This window comes from Kitasatospora sp. NPDC051164, assembly GCF_044455625.1.
In the GTDB taxonomy this organism is placed as follows: domain Bacteria; phylum Actinomycetota; class Actinomycetes; order Streptomycetales; family Streptomycetaceae; genus Kitasatospora.
The window spans coordinates 40,977-60,757 of the sequence record NZ_JBITFB010000005.1 but is presented as its reverse complement, the minus strand read 5'-3'; the positions used below and the strand labels follow the sequence as shown (position 1 = coordinate 60,757).

Annotated in this window: 21 protein-coding genes and 1 pseudogene; 7 read left to right on the top strand and 15 right to left on the bottom strand. The window is 74.4% G+C overall.

What is annotated here, in order from left to right; genetic code table 11:
* Positions 1-18 precede the first annotated feature (18 nt).
* The 4 genes from ACIBEC_RS09425 to ACIBEC_RS09410 all read right to left on the bottom strand — a co-directional run bounded on the left by ACIBEC_RS09425 (position 19) and on the right by ACIBEC_RS09410 (position 4,670).
* Entirely contained in the window at positions 19-393 is a 375-nt protein-coding gene (locus ACIBEC_RS09425; protein WP_360504574.1) for a DUF1304 domain-containing protein, read from the bottom strand.
* The gene (locus ACIBEC_RS09420; protein WP_360504572.1) at positions 390-1,466 is read right to left on the bottom strand and encodes a protein kinase; all 1,077 of its coding nucleotides are present in this window, start codon (positions 1,464-1,466) and stop codon (positions 390-392) included. Before ACIBEC_RS09420 ends, ACIBEC_RS09425 begins: the two co-directional genes overlap by 4 nt.
* Positions 1,463-2,065, bottom strand: a complete 603-nt coding sequence (locus ACIBEC_RS09415) for a hypothetical protein (RefSeq protein ID WP_360504570.1) — start codon at positions 2,063-2,065, stop codon at positions 1,463-1,465. The genes ACIBEC_RS09420 and ACIBEC_RS09415 overlap by 4 nt, the downstream gene beginning before the upstream one ends.
* A 250-nt stretch (positions 2,066-2,315) precedes the next feature.
* Positions 2,316-4,670, bottom strand: a complete 2,355-nt coding sequence (locus ACIBEC_RS09410; protein WP_360504568.1) for an FHA domain-containing protein — start codon at positions 4,668-4,670, stop codon at positions 2,316-2,318.
* Positions 4,671-4,862: 192 nt separating this feature from the next.
* On the opposite strand from ACIBEC_RS09410, the gene ACIBEC_RS09405 reads away from it, so the two are divergent.
* Entirely contained in the window at positions 4,863-6,212 is a 1,350-nt protein-coding gene (locus tag ACIBEC_RS09405) for an acyltransferase (protein WP_360504566.1), read from the top strand.
* A 68-nt stretch (positions 6,213-6,280) separates the two neighbouring features.
* Here the strand turns inward: ACIBEC_RS09405 and ACIBEC_RS09400 are convergent, their stop codons facing one another.
* From ACIBEC_RS09400 to ACIBEC_RS09370, 7 genes and pseudogenes are all read right to left on the bottom strand, one after another.
* Positions 6,281-6,727: a DUF3050 domain-containing protein gene (locus ACIBEC_RS09400; RefSeq protein WP_396287827.1), complete on the bottom strand. Its 447-nt coding sequence runs from the start codon at positions 6,725-6,727 to the stop codon at positions 6,281-6,283.
* A gap of 91 nt (positions 6,728-6,818) precedes the next feature.
* Positions 6,819-7,046 (bottom strand): annotated as a pseudogene (locus ACIBEC_RS09395) (alpha-ketoacid dehydrogenase subunit beta); the annotation flags it as partial.
* On the bottom strand, positions 7,043-8,101 hold the full coding sequence (locus ACIBEC_RS09390; protein ID WP_360504564.1) for a thiamine pyrophosphate-dependent dehydrogenase E1 component subunit alpha: 1,059 nt from the start codon (positions 8,099-8,101) through the stop codon (positions 7,043-7,045). The pseudogene ACIBEC_RS09395 and the gene ACIBEC_RS09390, both read right to left, overlap by 4 nt.
* Positions 8,098-8,370 carry a phytanoyl-CoA dioxygenase family protein gene (locus tag ACIBEC_RS09385; protein WP_360504562.1) on the bottom strand — a complete coding sequence of 91 codons (273 nt, stop codon included), beginning with the start codon at positions 8,368-8,370 and terminating at the stop codon, positions 8,098-8,100. The genes ACIBEC_RS09390 and ACIBEC_RS09385 overlap by 4 nt, the downstream gene beginning before the upstream one ends.
* Positions 8,367-9,350 (bottom strand): VOC family protein, encoded by a 984-nt coding sequence (locus tag ACIBEC_RS09380; RefSeq protein ID WP_360504561.1) that lies wholly within the window; start codon positions 9,348-9,350, stop codon positions 8,367-8,369. The genes ACIBEC_RS09385 and ACIBEC_RS09380 overlap by 4 nt, the downstream gene beginning before the upstream one ends.
* Before the next feature lie 48 nt (positions 9,351-9,398).
* Positions 9,399-10,682 (bottom strand): beta-ketoacyl-[acyl-carrier-protein] synthase family protein, encoded by a 1,284-nt coding sequence (locus ACIBEC_RS09375; RefSeq protein WP_360504559.1) that lies wholly within the window; start codon positions 10,680-10,682, stop codon positions 9,399-9,401.
* Positions 10,679-11,131 carry a hypothetical protein gene (locus ACIBEC_RS09370; RefSeq protein WP_360504557.1) on the bottom strand — a complete coding sequence of 151 codons (453 nt, stop codon included), beginning with the start codon at positions 11,129-11,131 and terminating at the stop codon, positions 10,679-10,681. The genes ACIBEC_RS09375 and ACIBEC_RS09370 overlap by 4 nt, the downstream gene beginning before the upstream one ends.
* Between ACIBEC_RS09370 and ACIBEC_RS09365 the strand changes: the two genes are divergently transcribed.
* The gene (locus ACIBEC_RS09365; RefSeq protein ID WP_360504555.1) at positions 11,115-11,315 is read left to right on the top strand and encodes a hypothetical protein; all 201 of its coding nucleotides are present in this window, start codon (positions 11,115-11,117) and stop codon (positions 11,313-11,315) included. The genes ACIBEC_RS09370 and ACIBEC_RS09365 overlap by 17 nt on opposite strands.
* Positions 11,316-11,414: 99 nt before the next feature.
* Here ACIBEC_RS09365 and ACIBEC_RS09360 read toward each other — a convergent pair whose 3' ends face one another.
* The gene (locus tag ACIBEC_RS09360; protein ID WP_360504553.1) at positions 11,415-12,086 is read right to left on the bottom strand and encodes a hypothetical protein; all 672 of its coding nucleotides are present in this window, start codon (positions 12,084-12,086) and stop codon (positions 11,415-11,417) included.
* Between the two features lie 68 nt (positions 12,087-12,154).
* Positions 12,155-12,787, bottom strand: coding sequence for a sigma-70 family RNA polymerase sigma factor (locus ACIBEC_RS09355; RefSeq protein ID WP_360504551.1), 633 nt, complete (start codon positions 12,785-12,787; stop codon positions 12,155-12,157).
* Between the two features lie 240 nt (positions 12,788-13,027).
* On the opposite strand from ACIBEC_RS09355, the gene ACIBEC_RS09350 reads away from it, so the two are divergent.
* The 5 genes from ACIBEC_RS09350 to ACIBEC_RS09330 all read left to right on the top strand — a co-directional run bounded on the left by ACIBEC_RS09350 (position 13,028) and on the right by ACIBEC_RS09330 (position 17,695).
* Positions 13,028-13,831: an SAM-dependent methyltransferase gene (locus ACIBEC_RS09350; protein WP_360504549.1), complete on the top strand. Its 804-nt coding sequence runs from the start codon at positions 13,028-13,030 to the stop codon at positions 13,829-13,831.
* Positions 13,832-13,918: 87 nt separating this feature from the next.
* Entirely contained in the window at positions 13,919-14,890 is a 972-nt protein-coding gene (gene bla, locus ACIBEC_RS09345) for a class A beta-lactamase (protein ID WP_360504547.1), read from the top strand.
* A 251-nt stretch (positions 14,891-15,141) separates the two neighbouring features.
* The gene (locus ACIBEC_RS09340; protein ID WP_360504545.1) at positions 15,142-16,029 is read left to right on the top strand and encodes a DMT family transporter; all 888 of its coding nucleotides are present in this window, start codon (positions 15,142-15,144) and stop codon (positions 16,027-16,029) included.
* A gap of 78 nt (positions 16,030-16,107) precedes the next feature.
* Positions 16,108-16,908: an SDR family NAD(P)-dependent oxidoreductase gene (locus ACIBEC_RS09335; protein WP_360504543.1), complete on the top strand. Its 801-nt coding sequence runs from the start codon at positions 16,108-16,110 to the stop codon at positions 16,906-16,908.
* 7 nt (positions 16,909-16,915) lie between these two features.
* Positions 16,916-17,695 carry a polysaccharide deacetylase family protein gene (locus ACIBEC_RS09330; protein ID WP_360504541.1) on the top strand — a complete coding sequence of 260 codons (780 nt, stop codon included), beginning with the start codon at positions 16,916-16,918 and terminating at the stop codon, positions 17,693-17,695.
* 36 nt (positions 17,696-17,731) lie between these two features.
* On the opposite strand, the gene ACIBEC_RS09325 is transcribed toward ACIBEC_RS09330, so the two are convergent.
* Together ACIBEC_RS09325 and ACIBEC_RS09320 are read right to left on the bottom strand one after the other, a co-directional pair.
* Positions 17,732-18,823, bottom strand: a complete 1,092-nt coding sequence (locus tag ACIBEC_RS09325) for a hypothetical protein (RefSeq protein WP_360504539.1) — start codon at positions 18,821-18,823, stop codon at positions 17,732-17,734.
* A gap of 13 nt (positions 18,824-18,836) precedes the next feature.
* On the bottom strand, positions 18,837-19,781 hold the full coding sequence (locus ACIBEC_RS09320) for an NAD-dependent epimerase/dehydratase family protein (RefSeq protein ID WP_360504537.1): 945 nt from the start codon (positions 19,779-19,781) through the stop codon (positions 18,837-18,839).

The window sequence follows — 19,781 nt, the reverse complement described above, 5'->3', positions numbered from 1 at the left end:
CGAACAGATGACTGTCGGTCAAAAGGCCTCGGCGAGAAGAATCACCGCCGCCGGGACCGCCTGGCCGAGCGCGCCGCGCCACAGCCTGGGCTCCGAGACGGCGAGGGTGATGCCGCCCGCGACCATGAACGCGGCGATGTAGAGGATCACCGGCCGGCCCGAGCTGCTGTGCCCGGTGTGCAGCAGGACCAGGCCCGTGACCAGGCCGAGTGCCAGGAACAGGTTGTAGAAGCCCACGTTGAAGCGCCAGAGCCGGACCTCCGGGGCGTCCGCCGTGTTGCCGGTGAGCAGGTAGCGCACCCGGGGGTGTCCGTACAGGAAGCTTTCCAGTGGCCACACGACGAGGTGGATCGCGGCGGCGATCATGGCGAAGACCTGGCTCACGGCGTTCATGGCGGGCGGCTCCCTCCTGGCGCGAACGGTGACAGGGGTGCGGACGGTGACAGGGGTGCGGACGGCGGGTGGACGACCGGCGCGGCCCAGACGGGCGGCTCCGGTACCGCGTGGGGCCCGCCCGCGGAGACCGCCGGGACGACCTGGGTGGGCGGCCCCGCCCCGCCCCACCGGCCCGGGGCGGGAGCGCCGGCGGCGGTGGTCGCCGCGCGCAGCTCGGCGACGAACTGCAGGCAGCTCGCGTACCGCTCCTCGGGCGTCTTGGCGAGCGACCGGGCGACCACCGCCGCCAGGGCGGCGGGCAGGTCGGGCCGGTGCTCGTCCAGCGCGGGCGGCGGGTCGTTGAGGTGGGCCCAGAGCAGCGCGAGGTCGCTCTCCCGGCGGAACGGCGGGGCGCCCGTGAGCATCTCGAAGATCACGCAGCCGAGGCTGTACTGGTCGCAGCGCCCGTCCAGCGGCCGTCCGGAGATCTGTTCGGGCGCCGCGTAGTCGAGCGTGCCGACGATCTGGCCGACGCTGGTCAGCCCGCTGAGCGAGAGGGACTTCTTGGTGAGCCCGAAGTCCGCCAGGTACAGGTGCTCGGGGTGCTCGCTGTCCGTTCCGGCGGCGACCAGCACGTTGCCCGGCTTGACGTCCCGGTGCACCAGGTCGTGGTCGTGCGCGGCGTCCAGCGCGGAGGCGATCTGCAGGGCCAGCCGGGTGGTCCGCTCGACCGGGAAGGGGCCGCTGCGGTTGAGCAGGGCCCGCAGGTCGCCGCCCTCGACGTAGCGCATCGCGATGAACAGGATGCCGTCCTGCTCACCCGCCTCGAACACCGGGATGATGTGCGGGTGGTCGATCGCGGCGGCGGCCTCGGACTCGTGCATGAAGCGCTGCCGGAACACCTCGTTGCGGGCCAGTTCGGGGGCCAGCAGCTTGACCGCGACGGTCCGGCCGAGCCGCAGGTCCTTGGCCCGGTAGACCACGGCCATGCCGCCGCGCCCGATCTCGCTCTCCAGCCGGTAGCCCGCGACCTTCCGCCCGACCAGGCCGGCGGGCAGGCTGGGGGCGGACGGCTGTCCGGCCGAGGTCACGGCTCGCCGGCCTGGGTCGGGGCGTACGGGTTGTGCGCGGGCGACGGCGAGGCCCCGGGAGTGGGCGTCGGCGTCGGCGTCGGTGTCGAGGCGGGCTTCGGCGCCGAGCGCGGCGGGGGCCGGTCGGCGGCCGCGTACGTCTGGAGCTGCAGCCCGTCGCAGTAGCACCAGCGGTCGTGCACCGGATCGAACACCCAGAGCGCCTCGCCGTCCACCACCAGACCCACCCGCAGGCCGCGCGTGTGCTCCCGGAAGGCCTCCAGGTCGAGGGTGCCCGCCGCGAGGTCCTCCAGCAGGGCGCGGTAGCGGGCCAGCGCGCTCTCGGCCTCGGCGAGCGCCGGGCGCGGGTCGGCGGTCCGGGCGGGCGGGCCCCCGGCGGCGGGCGGCGGCTGTGGGAGGGCGACCAGCAGACGGCCGTCGACCCAGGTGGTCCAGCCGTTGGAGCAGAGGACCTGGGCCCAGTCGCCCTGGTGGCCGAGCAGGTGCACGGGGAGCAGCGGGTCGAGCCGGGCGGTGGGCCGTGCCGGGTCCGGGGCCGTCCAGGAGGCCATCCCGCCCGGCGGGGCGACGTGGGTGGGGTGGAACGTGAACTCGTCCATGGGCGGCTACATTTCCTCCGCCGCGCGACCCCCGCCGCGCGCGGCACGACTCGCACCACAGGGCTGTTCCCACTCTACCGGCGACGGCCCGGACCGACCCGGCGTCGCGACCGAGGCATGATCACCGGGACCCTCGCGCGACCACGGTGCTCCCCGCCTGAGCGGGGTGTGCGACGTGCGGGCTCGGGGTGCTGCGTGTGCGATCGGATGCTACGTAGGCGATCGCCGTGCGGCGTGCGCGATCCGGGTACTACTTGCGCATGATCGCGGGCTCGTGGCGCCGCAGCAGGCCCAGCACCACCAGCCCGTACGCGGCCGAGAGCAGCGGCAGCATGATCATGCTCAGCTCCCATCCGGACCGTTCGTGGCGGAACATCGGGTCCTCGGTGATCTCGTTCGGGAAGAGCGTGTGCAGTTCCACCGTGCGGGCCATCGCGGACATGCCCCAGCGGGACGGGATCAGCCAGGCGAACTGCTGCAGCCCGGGGACGCCGTAGAGCTTGAGCATCAGGCCGCTGAAGACGATCTGGACGACGGAGAGGAGCACCAGCAGCGGCATGGTGGCCTCCTCCTTGTCCACGAGCGCGGAGACCACCAGGCCGAGCATCATCGCGGAGAACGCGAGCAGCGCGACGGCGATGATCAGTTCGGGGAGCTGGGGCATCACGATGCCGGTCGGCACCGCCGAGGAGAGGTCCACTCCGGCCAGGCCGACCACGGTGAGCACCGCGGCCTGACCGACCGTGACGATACCGAGGATCACCACCTTGGAGACCAGGTAGGCCGATCTGGACAGCCCGACCACCCGTTCCCGCTGGTAGATCGCGCGTTCCTTGACCAGTTCGCGCACCGAGTTGGCGGAGCCGGTCAGCAGGCCGCCGATGCAGAGGGTGAGCAGGCAGTTGACGGCGTTGACGGGGGTGAGGCGGGAGCCGGCCATCGCCCGGCACATCAGACCGATGACGAACGGCAGCACCACCATGATGGTGAGGAACAGTCGGTCGGCGGCCAGCACGGCGGCGTACCGGCGCACCAGGGTGCCCAGCTGGGAGAACCAGCCCTGTGGCTTCTCCCGGCCGATCGCCGGTGCCCGCTCCGGTGCGGGTGTCAGAGCGGGCAGGGGCACCGACGGGACGGCCTCGGCCGCCACGTACCGCCGGTACTGCGGGGAGGCGCGGAAGCGGGTCTGCCAAGCGGCGTGGTCCTCGTTCTCGAAGGCCTCGAAGGCCTCCGGCCACTCCTCGTAGCCGAAGTAGCCGAGCGCCTCGCCGGGCGGCCCGTAGTACGCCGTCCGACCGCCCGGGGCCAGCACCAGCAGACGGTCGCAGACGTTCAGGCTGAGCACACTGTGCGTCACCACGACCACCGTGCGGCCGTCGTCGGCCAGCCCGCGCAGCATGTGCATCACCGAGCGCTCCATGCCCGGGTCCAGACCGGACGTCGGCTCGTCGAGGAAGAGCAGGGACGGCTTGGTGAGCAGCTCCAGGGCGACGCTGACCCGCTTGCGCTGGCCGCCGGAGAGGCTGGCGATCACCTGGTCGGCCCGGTTGTCCAGGCCCAGTTCGTGGATCACCTCCAGGACCCGGGCCTCCCGCTCGTGCGGGGCCGTGTCACCGGGGAAGCGCAGCTCGGCCGCGTAGGACAGCGCGCGGCGGACGGTGAGCTGGGTGTGCAGGATGTCGTCCTGCGGCACCAGGCCGATCCGGCTGCGCAGCTCGGCGTAGTCGCGGTACAGGTCGCGTCCGTCGTACAGCACCGTGCCCTCGTCGGCGGGGCGCAGCCCGGTGAGCGCGTTGAGCAGGGTGGACTTGCCCGCGCCGCTCGGGCCGGCCACCGCGAGCAGGGCCTTCTGGGCGAGCGGGAAGCCGACGCCGTCCAGCAGCACCCGCCGGTCGCGGCCGACCCGGACCACCAGTTGCTGGACGTCCAGGGAGATCTCGCCGGTGTCGGTGTACTCGACCAGGTGGCCGTCGGAGAGGCAGAGCGCGGAGTGACCGATGCCGACGATGTCGGCCGGGCCGACCGGGGCCCGCTGGACCGGGCGGCCGTTGAGGTAGGTGCCGTTGTGGCTGCCCAGGTCGACGATCTCGTGGCCGCCGTCGGGCAGTTCGCGCAGCTCGGCGTGGTGACGGGAGACCACCAGGTCGTCCAGTACCAGGTCGTTGTCGTCCGAGCGGCCGATTCGCACCGTGTGCCCGGGCAGCTGGAGGACGGCGCTCGGACTGCGGAAGGTGCCGGAGCTCTGCGGGGCGACCAGGGACGGGCGCTCGTGCGGCCCGGGGGCGGGCACGCCGGCGAAGGTCGCGGAGGGGCCGTCGGCCGGATCGCCGAAGCGCAGCCGGGTGCCCGGGCCGACGTCCTCGCGGCTGACCCGGTGGCCCTGGTCGTAGGTGCCGTTGGTGCTGCCGACGTCCTCCAGCAGCCAGTGGCCGTCGGTGGCGCGCAGGATCGCGTGGTGCCAGGAGACCCGGGGGTCGTCCAGCACGATCTCGCTGGTCGGGTCGCGGCCGACGTGGTAGGCCCGGGCCGGGTCGATCAGCTGGGAGTCGGTGTCGGTGACCAGGACGAGGGGTGGCGCGATGGTTGCGCCGGGGCGCTCTCCCATGCTGCGAATTCTATCGCCGGAGGCCGCGAAGGGCCTTTCCGGATTGCGGGATTGGACTGGACCACTGTGTCGGGGCGGCACTATCGTTCGGCGTGCCCGCGCGCGCCGCCGAGCGTCGGGCGTCGCCGAGCGTCGGGCGTCGCCGAGCGTCGGGCGTCGCCGAGCGTCATCGAGTGCTTCGGAACGGAACCCATGAGCCTCTGGCCCCAGTTGCGCCGGTCCCGGACCGTCCGAGCCGGGACCGCCACCGGGCGGGTGCTGCGCTGCGGCCTGATGGACACCATGCTCGCCGACCTCGCCGTCTCGCTCGTGCTCTGCTTCGAGCGGCCGCTGGACGACGACCGGCTCGCCGCCGGGCCGGCCCGCGCCCTGGAACGGGTGCCGGTCTTCGCCGGACGGCTGCGCACCGTCGACGGCGTCCTGGAGGCGGTCTGCGACGATTCCGGCGTACCGCTCGACGTCTACACCGTGGACGGCACGCTCACCGAGGCGATGGGCCGGGTGACGGCGGCCGGCTCCGAACTGGTCGACCGGGTGGACGCCCCGGCCGCACGCGCCGGCGGCGACCCGCTGCTCACCGTCCGGATCACCCGCACCGCCGACGGCGGGACGGTGCTCGGCTGCTCCTGGCACCACGCGATCGGCGACCTGCACAGCTTCATGCTGCTGCTGCGGATCTGGTCGGCGGCGGTCGAGGGAGAGCCGCTCCCGGAGGCCGAACTCGTCGGCGACCAGGACGCGTTGCTGGACGAGACGCTCCCCGCCGAGGACTGCGGGCGCCCCGGCTTCCGGGTGCCCTCGGCGGAGGAGACGGAGCTGCTGGCCCGCGAGGTGGCGGCCGGGCCGCGCGCCAACCGGACGGTCCAGATCGCCTTCACCGATGCCGAAGTGGCGCGGATGTGCGAGGAGTTCGGCGCGACGACCGGGCGCCGGCTCTCCTGTGGCGATGTGCTCTGCGCCCATCTCCTCGGCGCCCTGCGGGAGTTGGACGGCGACGACGCCGAGCGGATGCTGACCGTCCCGGTCAACGTGCGCCGCCCGCTCGGCCTCTCACCCGCCCTGGTCGGCAACCTGCTGAGCGAGGTCCACGTACCGCACCGGCCCGAGGACGGCCCGGCGGCGCTCGCGGGCGCGCTGCGGACGGCGGTAGAGGAGTTCCCGACCGCGCACCTCAACCTCCGGTCCAACCTGGGCTTCCTGGCCGCGCTCGGCCGTTCGCGGCTGCGCGAGTGCGTACCGCTGGGCTTCGATCCGCGGGCGCGCCGGTTCAGCTTCTCCAACTGGAGCCGCTTCGGCGCCTACCGGGTGAGCTTCCAGGGGCGCCGCCCGGTGTTCTTCAGCCCGGCCGCCAACTATCCGCTGCCGTGGGTGTGCTGGACGGTCGAGGGGTTCCGCGGCGAGGGGTACCTGAGCACGGTGGTGCTGCCGGCCAGGCTCGCCGCCCGGGTCCGCGGGGCGGCGGGCCGGGCGGCGCTGCACCGGTACCGGACGGCGGCCGACGAGCCGCCCGCGTCGGCGGCCGTGCCGGCGAAGGTCGTCTGACCGCTGCCGGAGCGACCGCGGCTCCGGTCCGAGCGACCGCGGCGTCCCGCCGGAGCGCCCGCGGCGTCCTACCGGAACGACTCCTCGATCGTCGTCCACAACCTGGAACGGGCCTGCAGGGCGGTGCGGACGGTCTCGGCGCAGGAGTCCCACTTGGCCTGGTCGTCGCCGCACAGGTCGATCAGCATCTGCATCGCCATCGGGGTGTGCTGCTCGCCGTCGACCTCGATGTGCCGGGCCAGGTAGTCCTTGAAGGCGGTGAGCACGCCGTCCGGGTCGTCGATCGCGATCACCCGGGTGAACATGTCCGGGATCAGGTCCTCGCGGCCGAAGGCGAAGGCGGCGGCCCGGCAGTGCACCGGGGCGTTCTCGATGATCGACCAGGTGGTGCCGGTGAAGTCGGCGGCGGCCTGCGGGGCCTCGGCCGCCTTCAGCGCCTCCGGCACGGCGGTGCCGGTGCCCAGCAGGCCCAGGAACTCCTGCACCGGGCGGACGTCGGCGCCGGCCTGGCGCATGCCCTCCAGGTACAGCTCGAAGTGGCTGGTGTAGCCCTCGCCGAGCTCGCTCGAAGACCAGGAACAGCAGCGAGGGGATCTGGAACTCCAGCACCGGGCGTAGGCCGGCCAGCGCGGCGCCGACCGCCATCGCGGTGAAGGCCTGCTCGGACAGCGGGGTGTCGACGATCCGCCCGGACCCGAAGCGGTCCAGCAGGCCGAGCGTGGGCCCGGCCAGGCCGGCGCCGATGTCCTCGCCGAAGACGCAGACCTCGGGGTCGGTGGCGAGCTCGTCGGCCAGCGCCCGGTTGAGCGCCTTGGTGTACGAGAGCCTGGTCACGGTGTCACTCCCGCCCGGGGCCGCAGCCCGTCGGCGTACAGGTGGTCCAAGGCGCCCGCCGGGTCCGGGTGTTCGGAGGCGAGCGCGAACTCCTCGGCGGCGGCGAGCTGTTCGGCCACCGACCGGTCCAGCTCGGCGACCGCCGCGGGGTCGAGGAGGGCGGCGGCCCGGGGGAGCGGGTCGCGCTCGCGCCAGGCCTGGACCTCCTCGGGGGTGCGGTAGCGCAGCTTCATCCGGCGTTCCATGGTGTGGTGGCCCTCGTAGCGGTAGGTGCGGCACTCCAGGAAGCCCGGGCCGCCGCCGCTGCGGGCCCGGTCGACGGCGCCCAGGGCGGCGGCGCGGACCGCCTCGGTCTCCATGCCGTCCACCTCCTCGGCGGGGATGCCGAAGGCGGCCGCCCGGCCGGTGGCGCTGCCCGCGACGGCGGTGGCGGCGGGCAGGGTGGTGGCGTAGCCGTTGTTCTCGCAGACGAACAGCACCGGCAGGCGCCACATCGCGGCGAGGTTGAGCGACTCCAGCAGGACACCCTGGTTGAGCGCGCCGTCGCCGAAGAAGGCCACCGCCACCGGGACGCCGTCGCTGGACGGCTCCTGGGCGGCCCGGGCCCGCCGGGCCGCCCAGGCGGCGCCGACCGCGATCGGGGCGCCGGCGCCGACGATGCCGTTGGCGCCGAGGATGCCCAGCGAGAGGTCGGCGGCGTGCATGGAGCCACCCCGGCCGCCGTTCAACCCGCCGACCCGGCCGAGGAGTTCGGCGAGCAGCCGGTGCGGCGCGGCGCCCCGGGCGAGCACGTGGCCGTGGCCGCGGTGGGTGCTGGTGAGCCGATCGGCCGGGCGCAGCGCCGAGCAGACGCCGACCGCGACGGCCTCCTGCCCGATGTAAGGGTGGATGCCGCCGGGGATCGCACCGGACTTCACCAGGCCGAGCGCCAGCTCCTCGAAGCCGCGGATCAGCCGCAGCATCCGGTAGCGCTCGGCGGGTGTGTCGAGCGGGGTGGGCGTGCCGAGCGGGGCGGGCGTGTCCGGCCTGGCTGCGGCCTTCGGGGGAGCCGTCACGGCCGTCCCCGCCAGATCGCCGGGCAGAACCGCGGGTCGGCGTAGTCCGGCCGGTCGTCGGCGGTGCGGCGCACCAGCACGTCGTGGTTGTACACCACCGGGCCGACGTCCGCCCGGTCGTGCCGCCGGTACTCGTTGGCGCCGTCCTGCAGGTGCAGCGAGACGGCGCGGCGCGGGTGGGCGGACAGGTTGGGGCCGCTGCCGTGGTAGGTGCGGCAGTGGTGGAAGGACAGGTGGCCGCGCGGGATCAGCATCGGGACCTTGGTCACCTGCTGCCCGTTGTGGGCGGCGTTGGCGGCCAGGATGCCGTCCAGCTCGGAGCGGTCGCGGTCGGCGAAGTGCCGGGTGGAGTCCTCGCCGGAGGGCAGCTCCTGCCAGCGGGGTGCGTCGAGCGGGCGAAGATCTGGAACAGCTGGCCGCCGTGATCCTGGTCGACCAGGACGTGCAGGTCACGCAGGGTCTTCACCGGGATGACCGTCTCGCCGAAGCGCTCGGCCAGGACGTCGAAGTAGGCGCCCGGCGTGGTCAGGAACTCCACGCCGCGCGAGCGGATGGTCCGGACGGCGGTGGTGATGTCGCGGGTGCTGAAGGCGAGGTGCTGCACGCCGGCGCCGCCGTGGGCGGCGAGGAAGTCGTCGATCTGGCCGGGGCGGCGGCTGGTGTCGGGCTCGATCAGGGTGAAGGTGACCGCGCCGGAGGGGCTCTGCACCACCTTGGAGTCCATGGCCTGCTTGCCGACCTCGATGTACTCCTCGAAGATCGTGTGGAAGCCCAGCGCGGCCTCGCAGAACCGTACGGATTCGGCGAGTCGGCCGGCCGGGAGGCAGATCGCGACGTGGTCGAGCTCGTCCAGCAGGCGGGGCTCCGGGGTGGGCTCGGCGGTCGGCAGCGGGACGAAGCGCAGCGCGGTGTCGCCGAAGCCGGCGATCAGTGCGCCGGCGCGGTCCAGCACCCGGGCGCCGTGCCGCTCGGCACGCTCCAGCGCGGCGCGCGGGTCGGTGCAGCCGAGGGCGAGGACGGCGACGCCGTCCCCGTGCCGGGCGACGAAGTCGGCCACCGGGTGCTCGGGGTCGGCGGCGGAGGCCAGGTGCAGACGGATGGTGCCCTGGCGCAGCTCGACGGTGCGGGTGCCGTCCGGTGCGGTCGCCGGGGCGTCGGTGGCGAAGCCGTAGTCGGCGCAGAGTCCGGCCGCGGTCTTGTCGGCGTCGGCGCAGTGGAACTCGGCGTGGGTGATGGTCTGGACGGACAACGGGATCTCCCCCCGGAGGGATGGGTGGCAGGTCGGGCCGGGCGGCGGTTACCGGGCGGCCCGGGTGGCGGCCGGGCCGAGGATGAGGCTGAGGTTGTGGCCGCCGAAGGCGAAGGCGTTGCTCAGCGCGGCGCGCACCCGGGCGGGCCGGGCGGCGCCCCGGACGTGGTCCAGGTCGCAGGCCGGGTCGGGGTCGGTCAGGTTGAGCGTGGGCGGCAGCGTCCCCCTCGCCACCGCCAGGGCGGTCACCGCCGCCTCCAACGCGCCCGCGGCGCCGAGGAGGTGGCCGGTGGCGCCCTTGGTGGAGCTGACCGCGGGCGGGTGCGCGCCGAAGACGGCGCGCAGGGCCGCGGTCTCGGCCACGTCACCGAGTTTGGTGCCGGTGCCGTGGGCGTTCACGTAGTCGATGTCGCCCGGGGCCAGGCCCGCGTTGGCGAGCGCGGCGCGCATCGCGTCGGCGGCGCCGGTGCCGTCGGGCCGGGGCATGGTCGGGTGGTGGGCGTCGGTGGAGGCGCCCCAGCCGAGGACCTCCGCGTAGCCGGCTGCGCCGCGTGCCTCGGCGTGCTCGGCGCTCTCCAGGACGAGGACGGCGCTGCCCTCGCCCAGCACGAAGCCGTTGCGCCGGGCGTCGAAGGGCCGACCGGCCTGCTCGGGATCGTCCCAACCGTGCGCCAGGGCGCGGGCGTTGGTGAAGGCGGCGGCGATCGTCGGGTGCAGCGAGGACTCGGTGCCGCCGCACACCACGACCTCCGCGTCGCCGGCCCGGATCAGCCGCAGCCCCTCGGCGATCGCCTGGGCACCGGCCGCGCAGGCCGTCACCACGGCGGAGCTGTAGCCGCGGACGCCGTGCTTGATGGCGACCCGGGCGGCGGCCATGTTGGAGAGCATGCCCGGCAGCAGGTACGGGCTGACACCCGGGCGGCCGCGCTCCAGCCGGCGGTGCGACTGCCGCTCGAAGGTCTCCAGCCCGCCGCCGCCCGTCGCCAGCACCACGGCGGTGCGGTGCGGGTCGGCGTCCCGGCCGACCACCAGGCCGGCGTCGGCCAGCGCGTCGTCGGCGGCGGCCAGGCCGAGCAGCACGAAGCGGTCCACGCAGCGGGTCTCGGTGGGCGCCAGCACCTCCCGGCCGTCCACGGCGGGGGCGATCCCGGCGGCGGGCAGCCAGCCGTGCGCGGCGTGGCCCTCGGGCACGGCGCGGACGCCGGAGCGGCCGGCGGCCAGCGCCTCGAACACCTCGGCGGGCTTGCGGCCGAGCGGGGAGACCAGGCCGATGCCGGTGACGACGGCGCCGCGGCGCGGGGTCGTGCCTGCACCGCTGCGGCGCTCGCTCATGCCTGCACCGCCGCGAGGTGGCGCTGCCGCAGCAGGACCTTGCGGACCTTGCCGGTCGGGCCGAGCGGGAGGTCCTCCGGGGAGACCACCAGCACCCGGCGGACGGTCGCGGCGGCGGCCTCGTCCAACGCGGCGACGACGGCCTTGGTGCGGTCGGCGGCCCGGTCGGCGGCGTGGTCTACGGCCTGCTCGGCGGCGTGGTCTACGGCCTGTTCTACGGCCAGGTCGGCCGATCGGTTCACGGCCTGGTCGGCGTCCTCGGTGAGGAGCAGCAGGACGTCGGTGACCACGCGATCGCCGTCCCGGACCGTCACCACCGTGCAGTCCAGCACGTCCGGGCAGGCGGCCAGCACCCGCTCCTCCGACATCGCGGTGAACAGCCTTCTGCCGTCACCGAGTTCGACGGAGTCGACGGCCCGGTCGACGTGGTAGGTGGCCGAGATCGTCACCGACGACCCCGCGCTCGACCCCGCCGCCGCCCACCGGGCCGTCGTCGCCGCCCTGCCCGGCCGCGACACCGCGATGGCGCCGCACCACTACGTCATCCGGCGGGTGACGTCGGACGGCGAGGAGTTCCACGCCGGAAGCGGACGCGACCCGGAGATCGTCGCCCGGTTGTCCGCACTCACCTGAAGGGATGATCGCGGGCAGCCACGGGCCGCTCATCCTCACGAGTCTTCGCCGCTCACTCTCGCGAATCGTCGGCGCTCACTCTCGCGAGTGCCGCGTCGTTCACTCCGGCGAGTGCCTCGGCGAACCCTCGCCGCCGTCGCCGAGCCCCCGCGAGAGGTCCCACGAACATGCGGAGGTCGCCCCCGAGGTGAGCCCCCACGGGCTCGGGACCTCCTCCGCGTCGTCGTCGCCCTGCAGTGGCAGCCGGTCGATCACGGCGACCAGTGCGGGCGGCAGCTGCGGCGCCAGCCCCCGGTGCACCCGGGACAGGATGTCGCGCCGTACGTCCTCCGGCAGTAGCGGTCGGCTCATCCGCAACGGCCTTGGCCCGGGCGGGCGTTCGGCCGTGGACAGCTGGTTCGACCAGGCCCGCCAGTAGTCCGCGTCGTCGGTCTCGCCGAGCATCAGGTGGTGCAGGTGCAGGCAGTACGCGGCCGTCCCGCTGCCCGAGCCCGCCGCGAAGCGCCACCAGAACTCGGCGCCCTCCTCCTTGCCGGTGGCGTACAGCAGTGCGCCGAACACCTCCGCCCCCTCCGGCTGGATCCGGCGCGCGTTCACCAGCAGGTCGAGTCCGCGCGAGGCGTCCGGCGCGCCCAGGAGCAGGGCCACCACCAGGCCCAGCTCGAAGGCGGCCTGCTCGTGCTCTGACGGCAGGTGGGTCGGCGCGGCCGTCAGCCGGGCCTGGCGGACCTCGGCGATCCGCTCGGCGTGGGCGCGTTGGGGCCGTGGCACGCGGAGGACCGCACGCCCCCCGCCCGTGGTGCACGCCCCGCCCGGCGATGCGGTCGTCCGTCGGCCCGTCACAGTTCGTCGCCACGGTCCGGGAGTTCGCCCACCCCGAGCCGGCGCGCCAGCCGTTCTCGGGCATGCCGCAGGTTGGAGTGCACCGTCGCCACGGGCCCTCCCAGGTACGCCGCGATCACCTTTACGTGCAGACCCAGCAGGTAGCGCAGGATCACCACATCCCTTTGTCGGTCCGGCAGTTCGAGGATCGCCGCGTACAGCCGCACCTCGTCCGCCTCGCTGTGCAGCAGCCCGTTGGCCACCTGTTTGAACGCATTGATCACCGCCGCGAAGGTGACCGCCTCCACCTCCACCGGCTCCTCGGCGGCGACCCAGTCCGAGACCTGCCGGTTGGCCAACCGCCAGGCGTACGCGGCCGGTTCCTCGAACCGCAGCACCTGTGGCCAGCAGCGGGCCAGGTCGGCCTTCACCACCTTGACCACCAGCGCGGCGTCGGCCTGGCTGCCTATCCTGGTCAACGCGAGGGCGTGCCAAGCGGGTTCATGCGTCTCGCAGAACGCGGCGTAGGTGAGGTCCAGGCTGAGGCCGAGGTCCCCGCCGACCCCTCGCTCCGGCCCGTTCCCGCCGGCGCAGTCCACTGCCGCCCCGCCCCGGTACCCGCGCACCGGGGCACCCCTGTCGATCGTCATCGATCCTGCTTTCCGTGGCCGTCGGCTGCTCACCCGGCCACCCGAGGGTCGGGCTGTCCGTGCCCATCCTCATTCCATCAGGCCTGTTACTCCAGGCTGCAAAGTGAATACAGATTGTCATCTCATGGGATCTGGCGACTGGTTGAATCGGTCCCGCCGGGATTGGCCCCGCAGGGATTGGTCCCCGGATACCGTGGGCAGCAATCGGTCGGTTGCGATCGAGGTACCGAGGGGGAAACGATGGGTCTCTACGACGGGGTGGACCTGCGGCTGAACGTGCCGCACTCGGCCCGGATGTACGACTACTTCCTGGGCGGTTTCACCAACTTCGCCGCCGACCGCGAGGCCGCCGGACACGCCCTCGCCGTCGCGCCCTGGCTGCGCACCGGCGCCCGCGCCAACCGCTCCTTCATGCACCGCTCGACCCGCGCCCTCGCCGAGGCCGGCCTCGACCAGTTCCTCGACATCGGCACCGGAATCCCCACCTCGCCCAACCTCCACGAGGTCGCCCAACGCGTCCGGCCGGACGCCCGCGTCGTCTACGCCGACAACGACCCGATCGTCCTCTCGCACGCCCAGGCCCTGCTCACCGGCACCCCCGAGGGCCGCACCGCCTACGTCGAGGCCGACGTCACCGACGTCACCCGGCTGCTCGCCGCCCCCGGGCTGCGCGACACCATCGACCTGGACCGCCCCGTCGCGCTCTCCCTCAACGCCCTGCTCCACTTCGTCCCCGACGCCCGCGGCGCGTACGAGATCATCGAGCACCTCAAATCCGTCCTGGCCCCCGGCAGCGCCCTGGTGGTGACCCACACCACCCCCGACTTCGCCCCCGAGGACATCGCCAACCTGGTCCGCATCTACGGGTCCGGCGGCACCGCCGTCCAGGCCCGCACCCGCGCCGAGGTCGCCCGCTTCTTCGACGGCTGGACCCTCCTCGCCCCGGGCGTCGTCCCCACCCCCCAGTGGCGGCCCTCGGCGGACGAACCCCCGGTCTCCGCCCCGGAGGCCTCGGCGTACGCGGCGGTGGCCCTCCGGCCCTGACCCATGGTCGACGAACCACCCGGGCCCCCGTAGCGTCCTGTGATCGAGAAGGCGGTTCGCGCCGCGACACTCGACCAGAGGGGCACCATGTACTCGCAGCCTTCGGAAGCCCGCCACCGCCGTCACAGCCGCCGCGCGGTCCTCGGCCTCGGGGCGGCCGTCGCCGTCACGGCCGCGACCGGCGGACCGGCCCGCGCCGCGTCCACCAGCGGCCGACCGGCCTACGCTGCGTCCGCCCCGGGTACGCCCGACGGCTCCGACCTCCACCGCCGGCTCGCCGCCCTCGAACAGGAGCACTCCGCCCGGCTCGGCGTCTACGCCCGGAACCTGACCACCGGCCGGACCGTCCACTACCGCGCCGACGAACTGTTCCCGATCTGCTCGGTCTTCAAGACCGTCGCCGTCGCCGCCGTCCTGCGCGACCTCGACCGCGACGGCGAGTTCCTCGCCCGGCGGATCCGGTACACCCAGGCCGATGTCGACCGGGCCGGCGGCGCACCGATCACCGGCGAGCCCGGCAACCTGGCGAGCGGCATGACCGTCGCCGAACTCTGCGCGGCCGCCCTCGACCACAGCGACAACACCGCCGGCAACCTGCTGCTCCGCGAACTCGGCGGACCGACGGCCGTCACCCGCTTCTGCCGCTCGATCGGTGACCGCGTCACCCGGCTGGACCGCTGGGAGCCCGAACTCAACACGGCCGAGCCCGACCGCATCACCGACACCACCAGCCCGCACGCCATCGGCCGCACCTACGGCCGCCTCGCCCTCGGCCGCACGCTCCCACCGGCCAAGCGCGACCGGCTCACCGCCTGGCTGCGGGCCAACACCACCAGCACCCACCGCTTCCGCGAGGGCCTGCCGCAGGACTGGACCCTCGCCGACAAGACCGGCACCGGCAGCTACGGCACCACCAACGACGTCGGCATTGCCTGGACCCCGACCGGAGCCCCCGTCCTCCTTGCCGTCCTCACCACCAAGCCCGCGGACGCCGCCGCCCCCAAGGACGAACCCCTCGTCGCGAAGACCGCCGCCCTGCTCGCCCCCGTCCTCGGGTAACCCCGCGCCCGACGTGCCACCCCCGCACCGGCCGGGCGACGGCCCGCACCACGTGCGCGCCGTCGCCGCCCGGCCCCGCCCTCGGCGGCCGCGGCTGCTGTTCCGTGCCCCGACCCGCAGCACCGCCCGTCCCGCCCGTGCGGGGTCCACCCGCTGCCACTCGCTGACGCCCCTTACTCACCCGTGCGCCCGCGTCGCCCCGGGGACAGACTGGTGGTGGACCGATGCTGTCCCGCGAGGCTGGGAGACGCATGCTGCTGGGACTCACCACCGCGCTGGTCGCGACCGTCTGCTTCGGCTTCGGGGCGGTCTTCCAGGCGCGCGGGGCACGGTCGGCCCCGCGTGCCGACCGGGTGCGGGCGGGGCTGCTGGCCGCGCTGGTGCGGTCGTGGCAGTTCCTGGTCGGGACGGTGCTGGACATCGCCGGCTTCGTGCTGAGCATCGTGGCGCTGCGCAGCCTTCCGCTCTTCCTGGTGCAGGCCGTCACCAACGCCAGCCTGGCCGTCACGGCCCTGGCCGCCGTCTGGCTGCTGGGAGCGCGCCTGCGCCGGGGGGACGTCGCGGGCATCGTTGTCGTCGTCGTCGGCCTCACCCTGCTGGCGCTCGGCTCGGGCAAGGAGGGCCGGAACGACGCCCCGGCGGCGTTCCACTGGTCGCTGCTCGCCACCACCGCCGTCATGCTGCTGGCCACCCTCGTGCTGGTGCGCCGGGACGGCACCGTGGCGGCCGCCGGGTTGGGCCTGCTGGCCGGGGTCGGTTTCGGGGTGACCAGCCTCGCGGTGCGCGTCCTGGATGCCTCCGGCCCGCTCGCGGTCCTCTCCGACCCGGCCGCCTACGCCTTGGCCGTCGGCGGCCTCGGCGGCTATCTCGCGTACGCACTGGCCCTGCAGCGCGGCACGGTGACGGCCGCGACCGCCGCCGGGACGGTGGCCGAGACCTTCGGCCCGGCCCTGGTCGGCGTGGCGGCGCTCGGCGACGCCGCGCGCCCCGGGTTCGAGTGGTGCGCGCTGACGGGCTTCGCGGTGGCGGTGGGCGGCACTTTCCTGCTGTCCCGTTTCGGTGAACTCGAGGGCGAGTCGGCCGAGCTGTCGATGCCGTACCCGGGCGCCGAGGCGGAGTCGGCCGTCCCGCCCCGGTAGCCCGGACGACTCCGCCGTGCGAAGGTGACTTGCCGGACAAATCGGACGGCGACACGGCCTCAGAGCGGCAGGTGCGCGATGGCGGAGGAACCCCGATCGGAACCCCACCCCGGATCTCGGCGGTCGGTACCGACCGAGCGTCCCGTCGCGCTGATCACCGGCGCCTCCTCCGGGATCGGCCTCGCCACCGCCATCCGGTTGGCCGAGGCCGGCTGGCACACCCTGCTCTCCGGCACCGACCGCGCCCGCCTCGACGAGGTCGCCGACCGCACCGGCGGCCTGGCCCTGCCCGAGGACCTGAGCAAGCCGGACGGCCCGCGCCGCCTCGCCGACGCCGCCCTGACCGAGGCCGGCCGGGTGGACGCCCTGGTCGCGAGCGCCGGCCTCGGCTGGCGCGGCCCGTTCGCGGACACCCCCCTCGACACCCTGGACCGGATGTTCGAGGTCAACTTCGCCGCCCCGCTGCGCCTGGTCCGCCTGCTCCTGCCCGGCATGCTGGAGCGCCGCCACGGCCGGATCGTGCTGCTCGGCTCGATGGCCGGCCAGGTCGGCGTGCGCGACGAATCGGGCTACTCGGCCACCAAGGGCGGCCTGACCATGTTCGCGGAGAGCCTCTGGTACGAGCTGCGCGGTACGGGCGTGGGGGTGCGCCTGGTACTCCCGGGGGCGGTGGACACCCCGTTCTTCGACCGGCGCGGCACGCCGTACCAGCGGGAGCGGCCGCGCCCCGTCTCGGCGGAGCGGGTCGCGGACACCGTGGTCGCGACCATCAGCACCGAACGCGACCGCCTGTACGTGCCGCACTGGCTCGGCTTCCCGGCCCGCATCCACGGCGTCGCCCCGGGCGTGTTCCGCCGGATGGCCTCCCGCTTCGGGTGAGCGCCGGATGGGCGTCGCCACCGAGGCCGTCAGCGCCGGGGCCGTCAGCACCGAGGCGGTCATCACGAAGGCCGTCTTCGCCGGGGCCGCCGTGGCCGGGGTGGAGTTGCTGCACCTCGCCCCGGCCGCCGTCCGCCTCCCGCCGCTGCGCCGCACCCTGGCGCGCCGCACGGCCGGCCACGGCACCGCCCCCGGCCACATCGCCCTGACCTTCGACGACGGCCCCGACCCGCGTAGCACCCCGTACGTCCTCGACACGCTGGACGAACTCGGCGTCCGCGCCACCTTCTTCCTGCTGGGCGCGATGCTGGAACGGGCCCCCGCGCTCGGCCGCGAGCTGGTGCGGCGCGGCCACGAGGTCGCCGTCCACGGCTGGCACCACCGGCAGCAGTGGTACCCGGCCCCCGCCCGCGACCTGCGCGAACTGCGCCGCGCAAGCGAGGCGGTGACCGACCTCTGCGGCGCCCGCCCGCTCTGGTACCGCCCGCCGTACGGCGTCCTGACCGCCGGCCCGGCCCTGGCCGCCCGCCGCCTGGGCCTGCGCAGCGTGCTGTGGACCGCCTGGGGCCGCGACTGGACGGCGGAGGCCACCGGCGCCTCCGTCTACGCGACCGCCCGCCCCGGCCTGACCGGCGGCGCGACCCTCCTCCTCCACGACTCCGACTGCACCTCCGCCCCCGACTCCTGGCGCGCCACCCTCGCCGCCCTACCCCTGATCGCCGGCCACTGCCGCACCCGCCACCTCACCCTCGGCCCGCTCCGCGACCACGCGGTGCCGCCCGGCTAGCCGGGCTCGCGCCCGTGCCGGCACGGTGCGCGCGACCTACCCCAGCCCCACCCGCCGCAGTGCCTCCGCGAACCCTGCCTGCCATCCCGTCGGCGTGGCGCCGGGCGAGGGCACGGGGGAGGGCCGCTTCAGGGCCGCGAGGGCATTGCGGACGACGTCGGACGGGCGGGCGGAGGTGACGTCGGCGTGGCCGAGTTCGAGTTCGTGCTGGAGGTTGTCGCGCCCGTGGCCCTGGACGACGTCGAGGAGCAGCAGTCGTCGGCCGAGTGCGCGGGCTTCGCTGCAGGTGTCGCCGGAGCTGGTGACGACGAGGTCGGCGGCGGTCATCAGCGCGGGGATCCGGTCGGTGTAGCCGAACGGGTGCAGCCGGGGCTGCCGGTGGGCGGCGGCTCGGAGGCGCTGCTCGAGTGCGCGGTTGCGTCCGGCGACCGCGAGCACGTGCGGCCCGGTGGCGGCGAGTGAGGTGGCGGTGCGGGCGAGCGGGCCGAGCCCCCAGGAGCCGGACATCAGCAGGACGCAGGGGACGTCCGCCGGTACGCCCAGCTCGTTCCGTGCTTCGGCGCGTCCCGGCGGGTGGTAGAACGGCTGCCGCAGCGGCGCGGGCACGACGGCGATGTCGGCGTCCGGGCGGTACCGCCGCACCGCGCAGGCGGCGACCTCGGAAGTGACCAGGAACAGGTCCGTCCCCTCCTGTACCCAGAGCCGGTGCGGCGTCACGTCGGTGCAGAACACGAAGTGCCGGAACTCCCGTCCCTGTCCCCACCCCTGCAGCCGGTTGACCGCCGAGGTCGCGGTGGCGAACACCGAGACCACGAGCTGCGGCCGCTGGGTCTCGACCAGTTTCCGCAGTGCCGGGACGAGCCGGGTGCGGGCCGCCGCGTCGGTGAGCCGGGCGATCCGGGTGCCCGGCCGCAGCGCCGAGAAGTGGAAGGCGTCGTACACCCCGGGGAGGCCGAGCAGGTGGCGGAAGACCGCCTCCCCGGCGGCGCCCGAGCGTTCGCCGAGCAGGGCCATGGCGTCGACGGTGTCGGTGGTCCAGCCGCGGTCCCGCAGGGTGTCGGCGCAGGCCTGGGCCATCACGTCGTGGCCCTGGCCGAGCGAGCCGGAGATCAGCAGGGCGTGCGGCATCGGGTGGTCCCGGTCAGGTGGTGGTGGACGCGGCGGTGGCGGCCCGGTACCAGTCGGCGTACCGTCGCACGCCGTCCGCGAAGTTGGTCCGCGGTGACCAGCCGAGCAGTCGCTTGGCTTGTGCGGAGGAGATCCGACGGCCCGTGTAGTCGGCTTTCCGGCCGCCGATGTGTTCGATGCTGACGGGGCCGAGCAGTTCGTCGACGGTGTCGGCGATGTTGCGTACGGAGACGGCGGTGGAGCCTTCGAGGGCGAAGGTCTGGTCCTCGGCGGCGGGGGACAGGGCCCGGACGTGGGCGTCGGCGAGGTCCTCGACGTAGACGAAGTTGCGGCTCTGGCGTCCGTCGCCGGCGATGGTGATCGGCCGCCCGGCCAGCGCGGCCTGGACGAACCGTGCGACGACCAGTTCGTCGCGCATCCGGGGTCCGTACGGGATGCCGTAGCGCAGGATGGTGAAGTGCTGCCCGTACAGCTCGCGGTAGCTGTGCACCAGCATTTCGGCGGCGAGCTTGGTGGCCACGTAGAGGTGGCCGCTGTGCTCCAGCTCGATCGGGACGTGCTCGTCCAATTCCTGTTCTTCGCCGCCGAGTTGCTCGCCGCCGAGGGCGGCGCCGTAGACCCAGACGGTGCTCGCGAGCACGGTGCGGCTGAGGCCGCTGCGCCGCGCGGCTTCCAGGACGGCCTCGGTGCCGTCGATGTTGGTCCGCACGGCGCGGACCGGGTCGGCGGAGACCTGTTCGACGTCGGCCATCGCGGCGAGGTGGTAGACCACTTCGCTGCCCGCCAGGGCGGAGGTGAGAGCCTTCAGGTCGAGGACGTCGATCCGCGCGTGTTCGGCGTCGGGGTTGAGGTACTGGTCGGTGGTGTCCACCGCGAGGACGTCGTGGCCGGCCGCGATCAGGTGGTCCACGACGTGTGAGCCGATGAATCCGCAGCCCCCGGTGACGGCTATCCGCAC

Coding starts and splice junctions, on each gene's coding strand:
- ACIBEC_RS09425 (WP_360504574.1), bottom strand. CDS start 393: ATGAACGCCGTGAGCCAGGTCTTCGCCATGATCGCCGCCGCGATCCAC.
- ACIBEC_RS09415 (WP_360504570.1), bottom strand. CDS start 2,065: ATGGACGAGTTCACGTTCCACCCCACCCACGTCGCCCCGCCGGGCGGG.
- ACIBEC_RS09410 (WP_360504568.1), bottom strand. CDS start 4,670: ATGGGAGAGCGCCCCGGCGCAACCATCGCGCCACCCCTCGTCCTGGTC.
- ACIBEC_RS09405 (WP_360504566.1), top strand. CDS start 4,863: ATGAGCCTCTGGCCCCAGTTGCGCCGGTCCCGGACCGTCCGAGCCGGG.
- ACIBEC_RS09400 (WP_396287827.1), bottom strand. CDS start 6,727: ATGCGCCAGGCCGGCGCCGACGTCCGCCCGGTGCAGGAGTTCCTGGGC.
- ACIBEC_RS09375 (WP_360504559.1), bottom strand. CDS start 10,682: ATGAGCGAGCGCCGCAGCGGTGCAGGCACGACCCCGCGCCGCGGCGCC.
- ACIBEC_RS09355 (WP_360504551.1), bottom strand. CDS start 12,787: ATGACGATCGACAGGGGTGCCCCGGTGCGCGGGTACCGGGGCGGGGCG.
- ACIBEC_RS09350 (WP_360504549.1), top strand. CDS start 13,028: ATGGGTCTCTACGACGGGGTGGACCTGCGGCTGAACGTGCCGCACTCG.
- bla (WP_360504547.1), top strand. CDS start 13,919: ATGTACTCGCAGCCTTCGGAAGCCCGCCACCGCCGTCACAGCCGCCGC.
- ACIBEC_RS09340 (WP_360504545.1), top strand. CDS start 15,142: ATGCTGCTGGGACTCACCACCGCGCTGGTCGCGACCGTCTGCTTCGGC.
- ACIBEC_RS09335 (WP_360504543.1), top strand. CDS start 16,108: ATGGCGGAGGAACCCCGATCGGAACCCCACCCCGGATCTCGGCGGTCG.
- ACIBEC_RS09330 (WP_360504541.1), top strand. CDS start 16,916: ATGGGCGTCGCCACCGAGGCCGTCAGCGCCGGGGCCGTCAGCACCGAG.
- ACIBEC_RS09325 (WP_360504539.1), bottom strand. CDS start 18,823: ATGCCGCACGCCCTGCTGATCTCCGGCTCGCTCGGCCAGGGCCACGAC.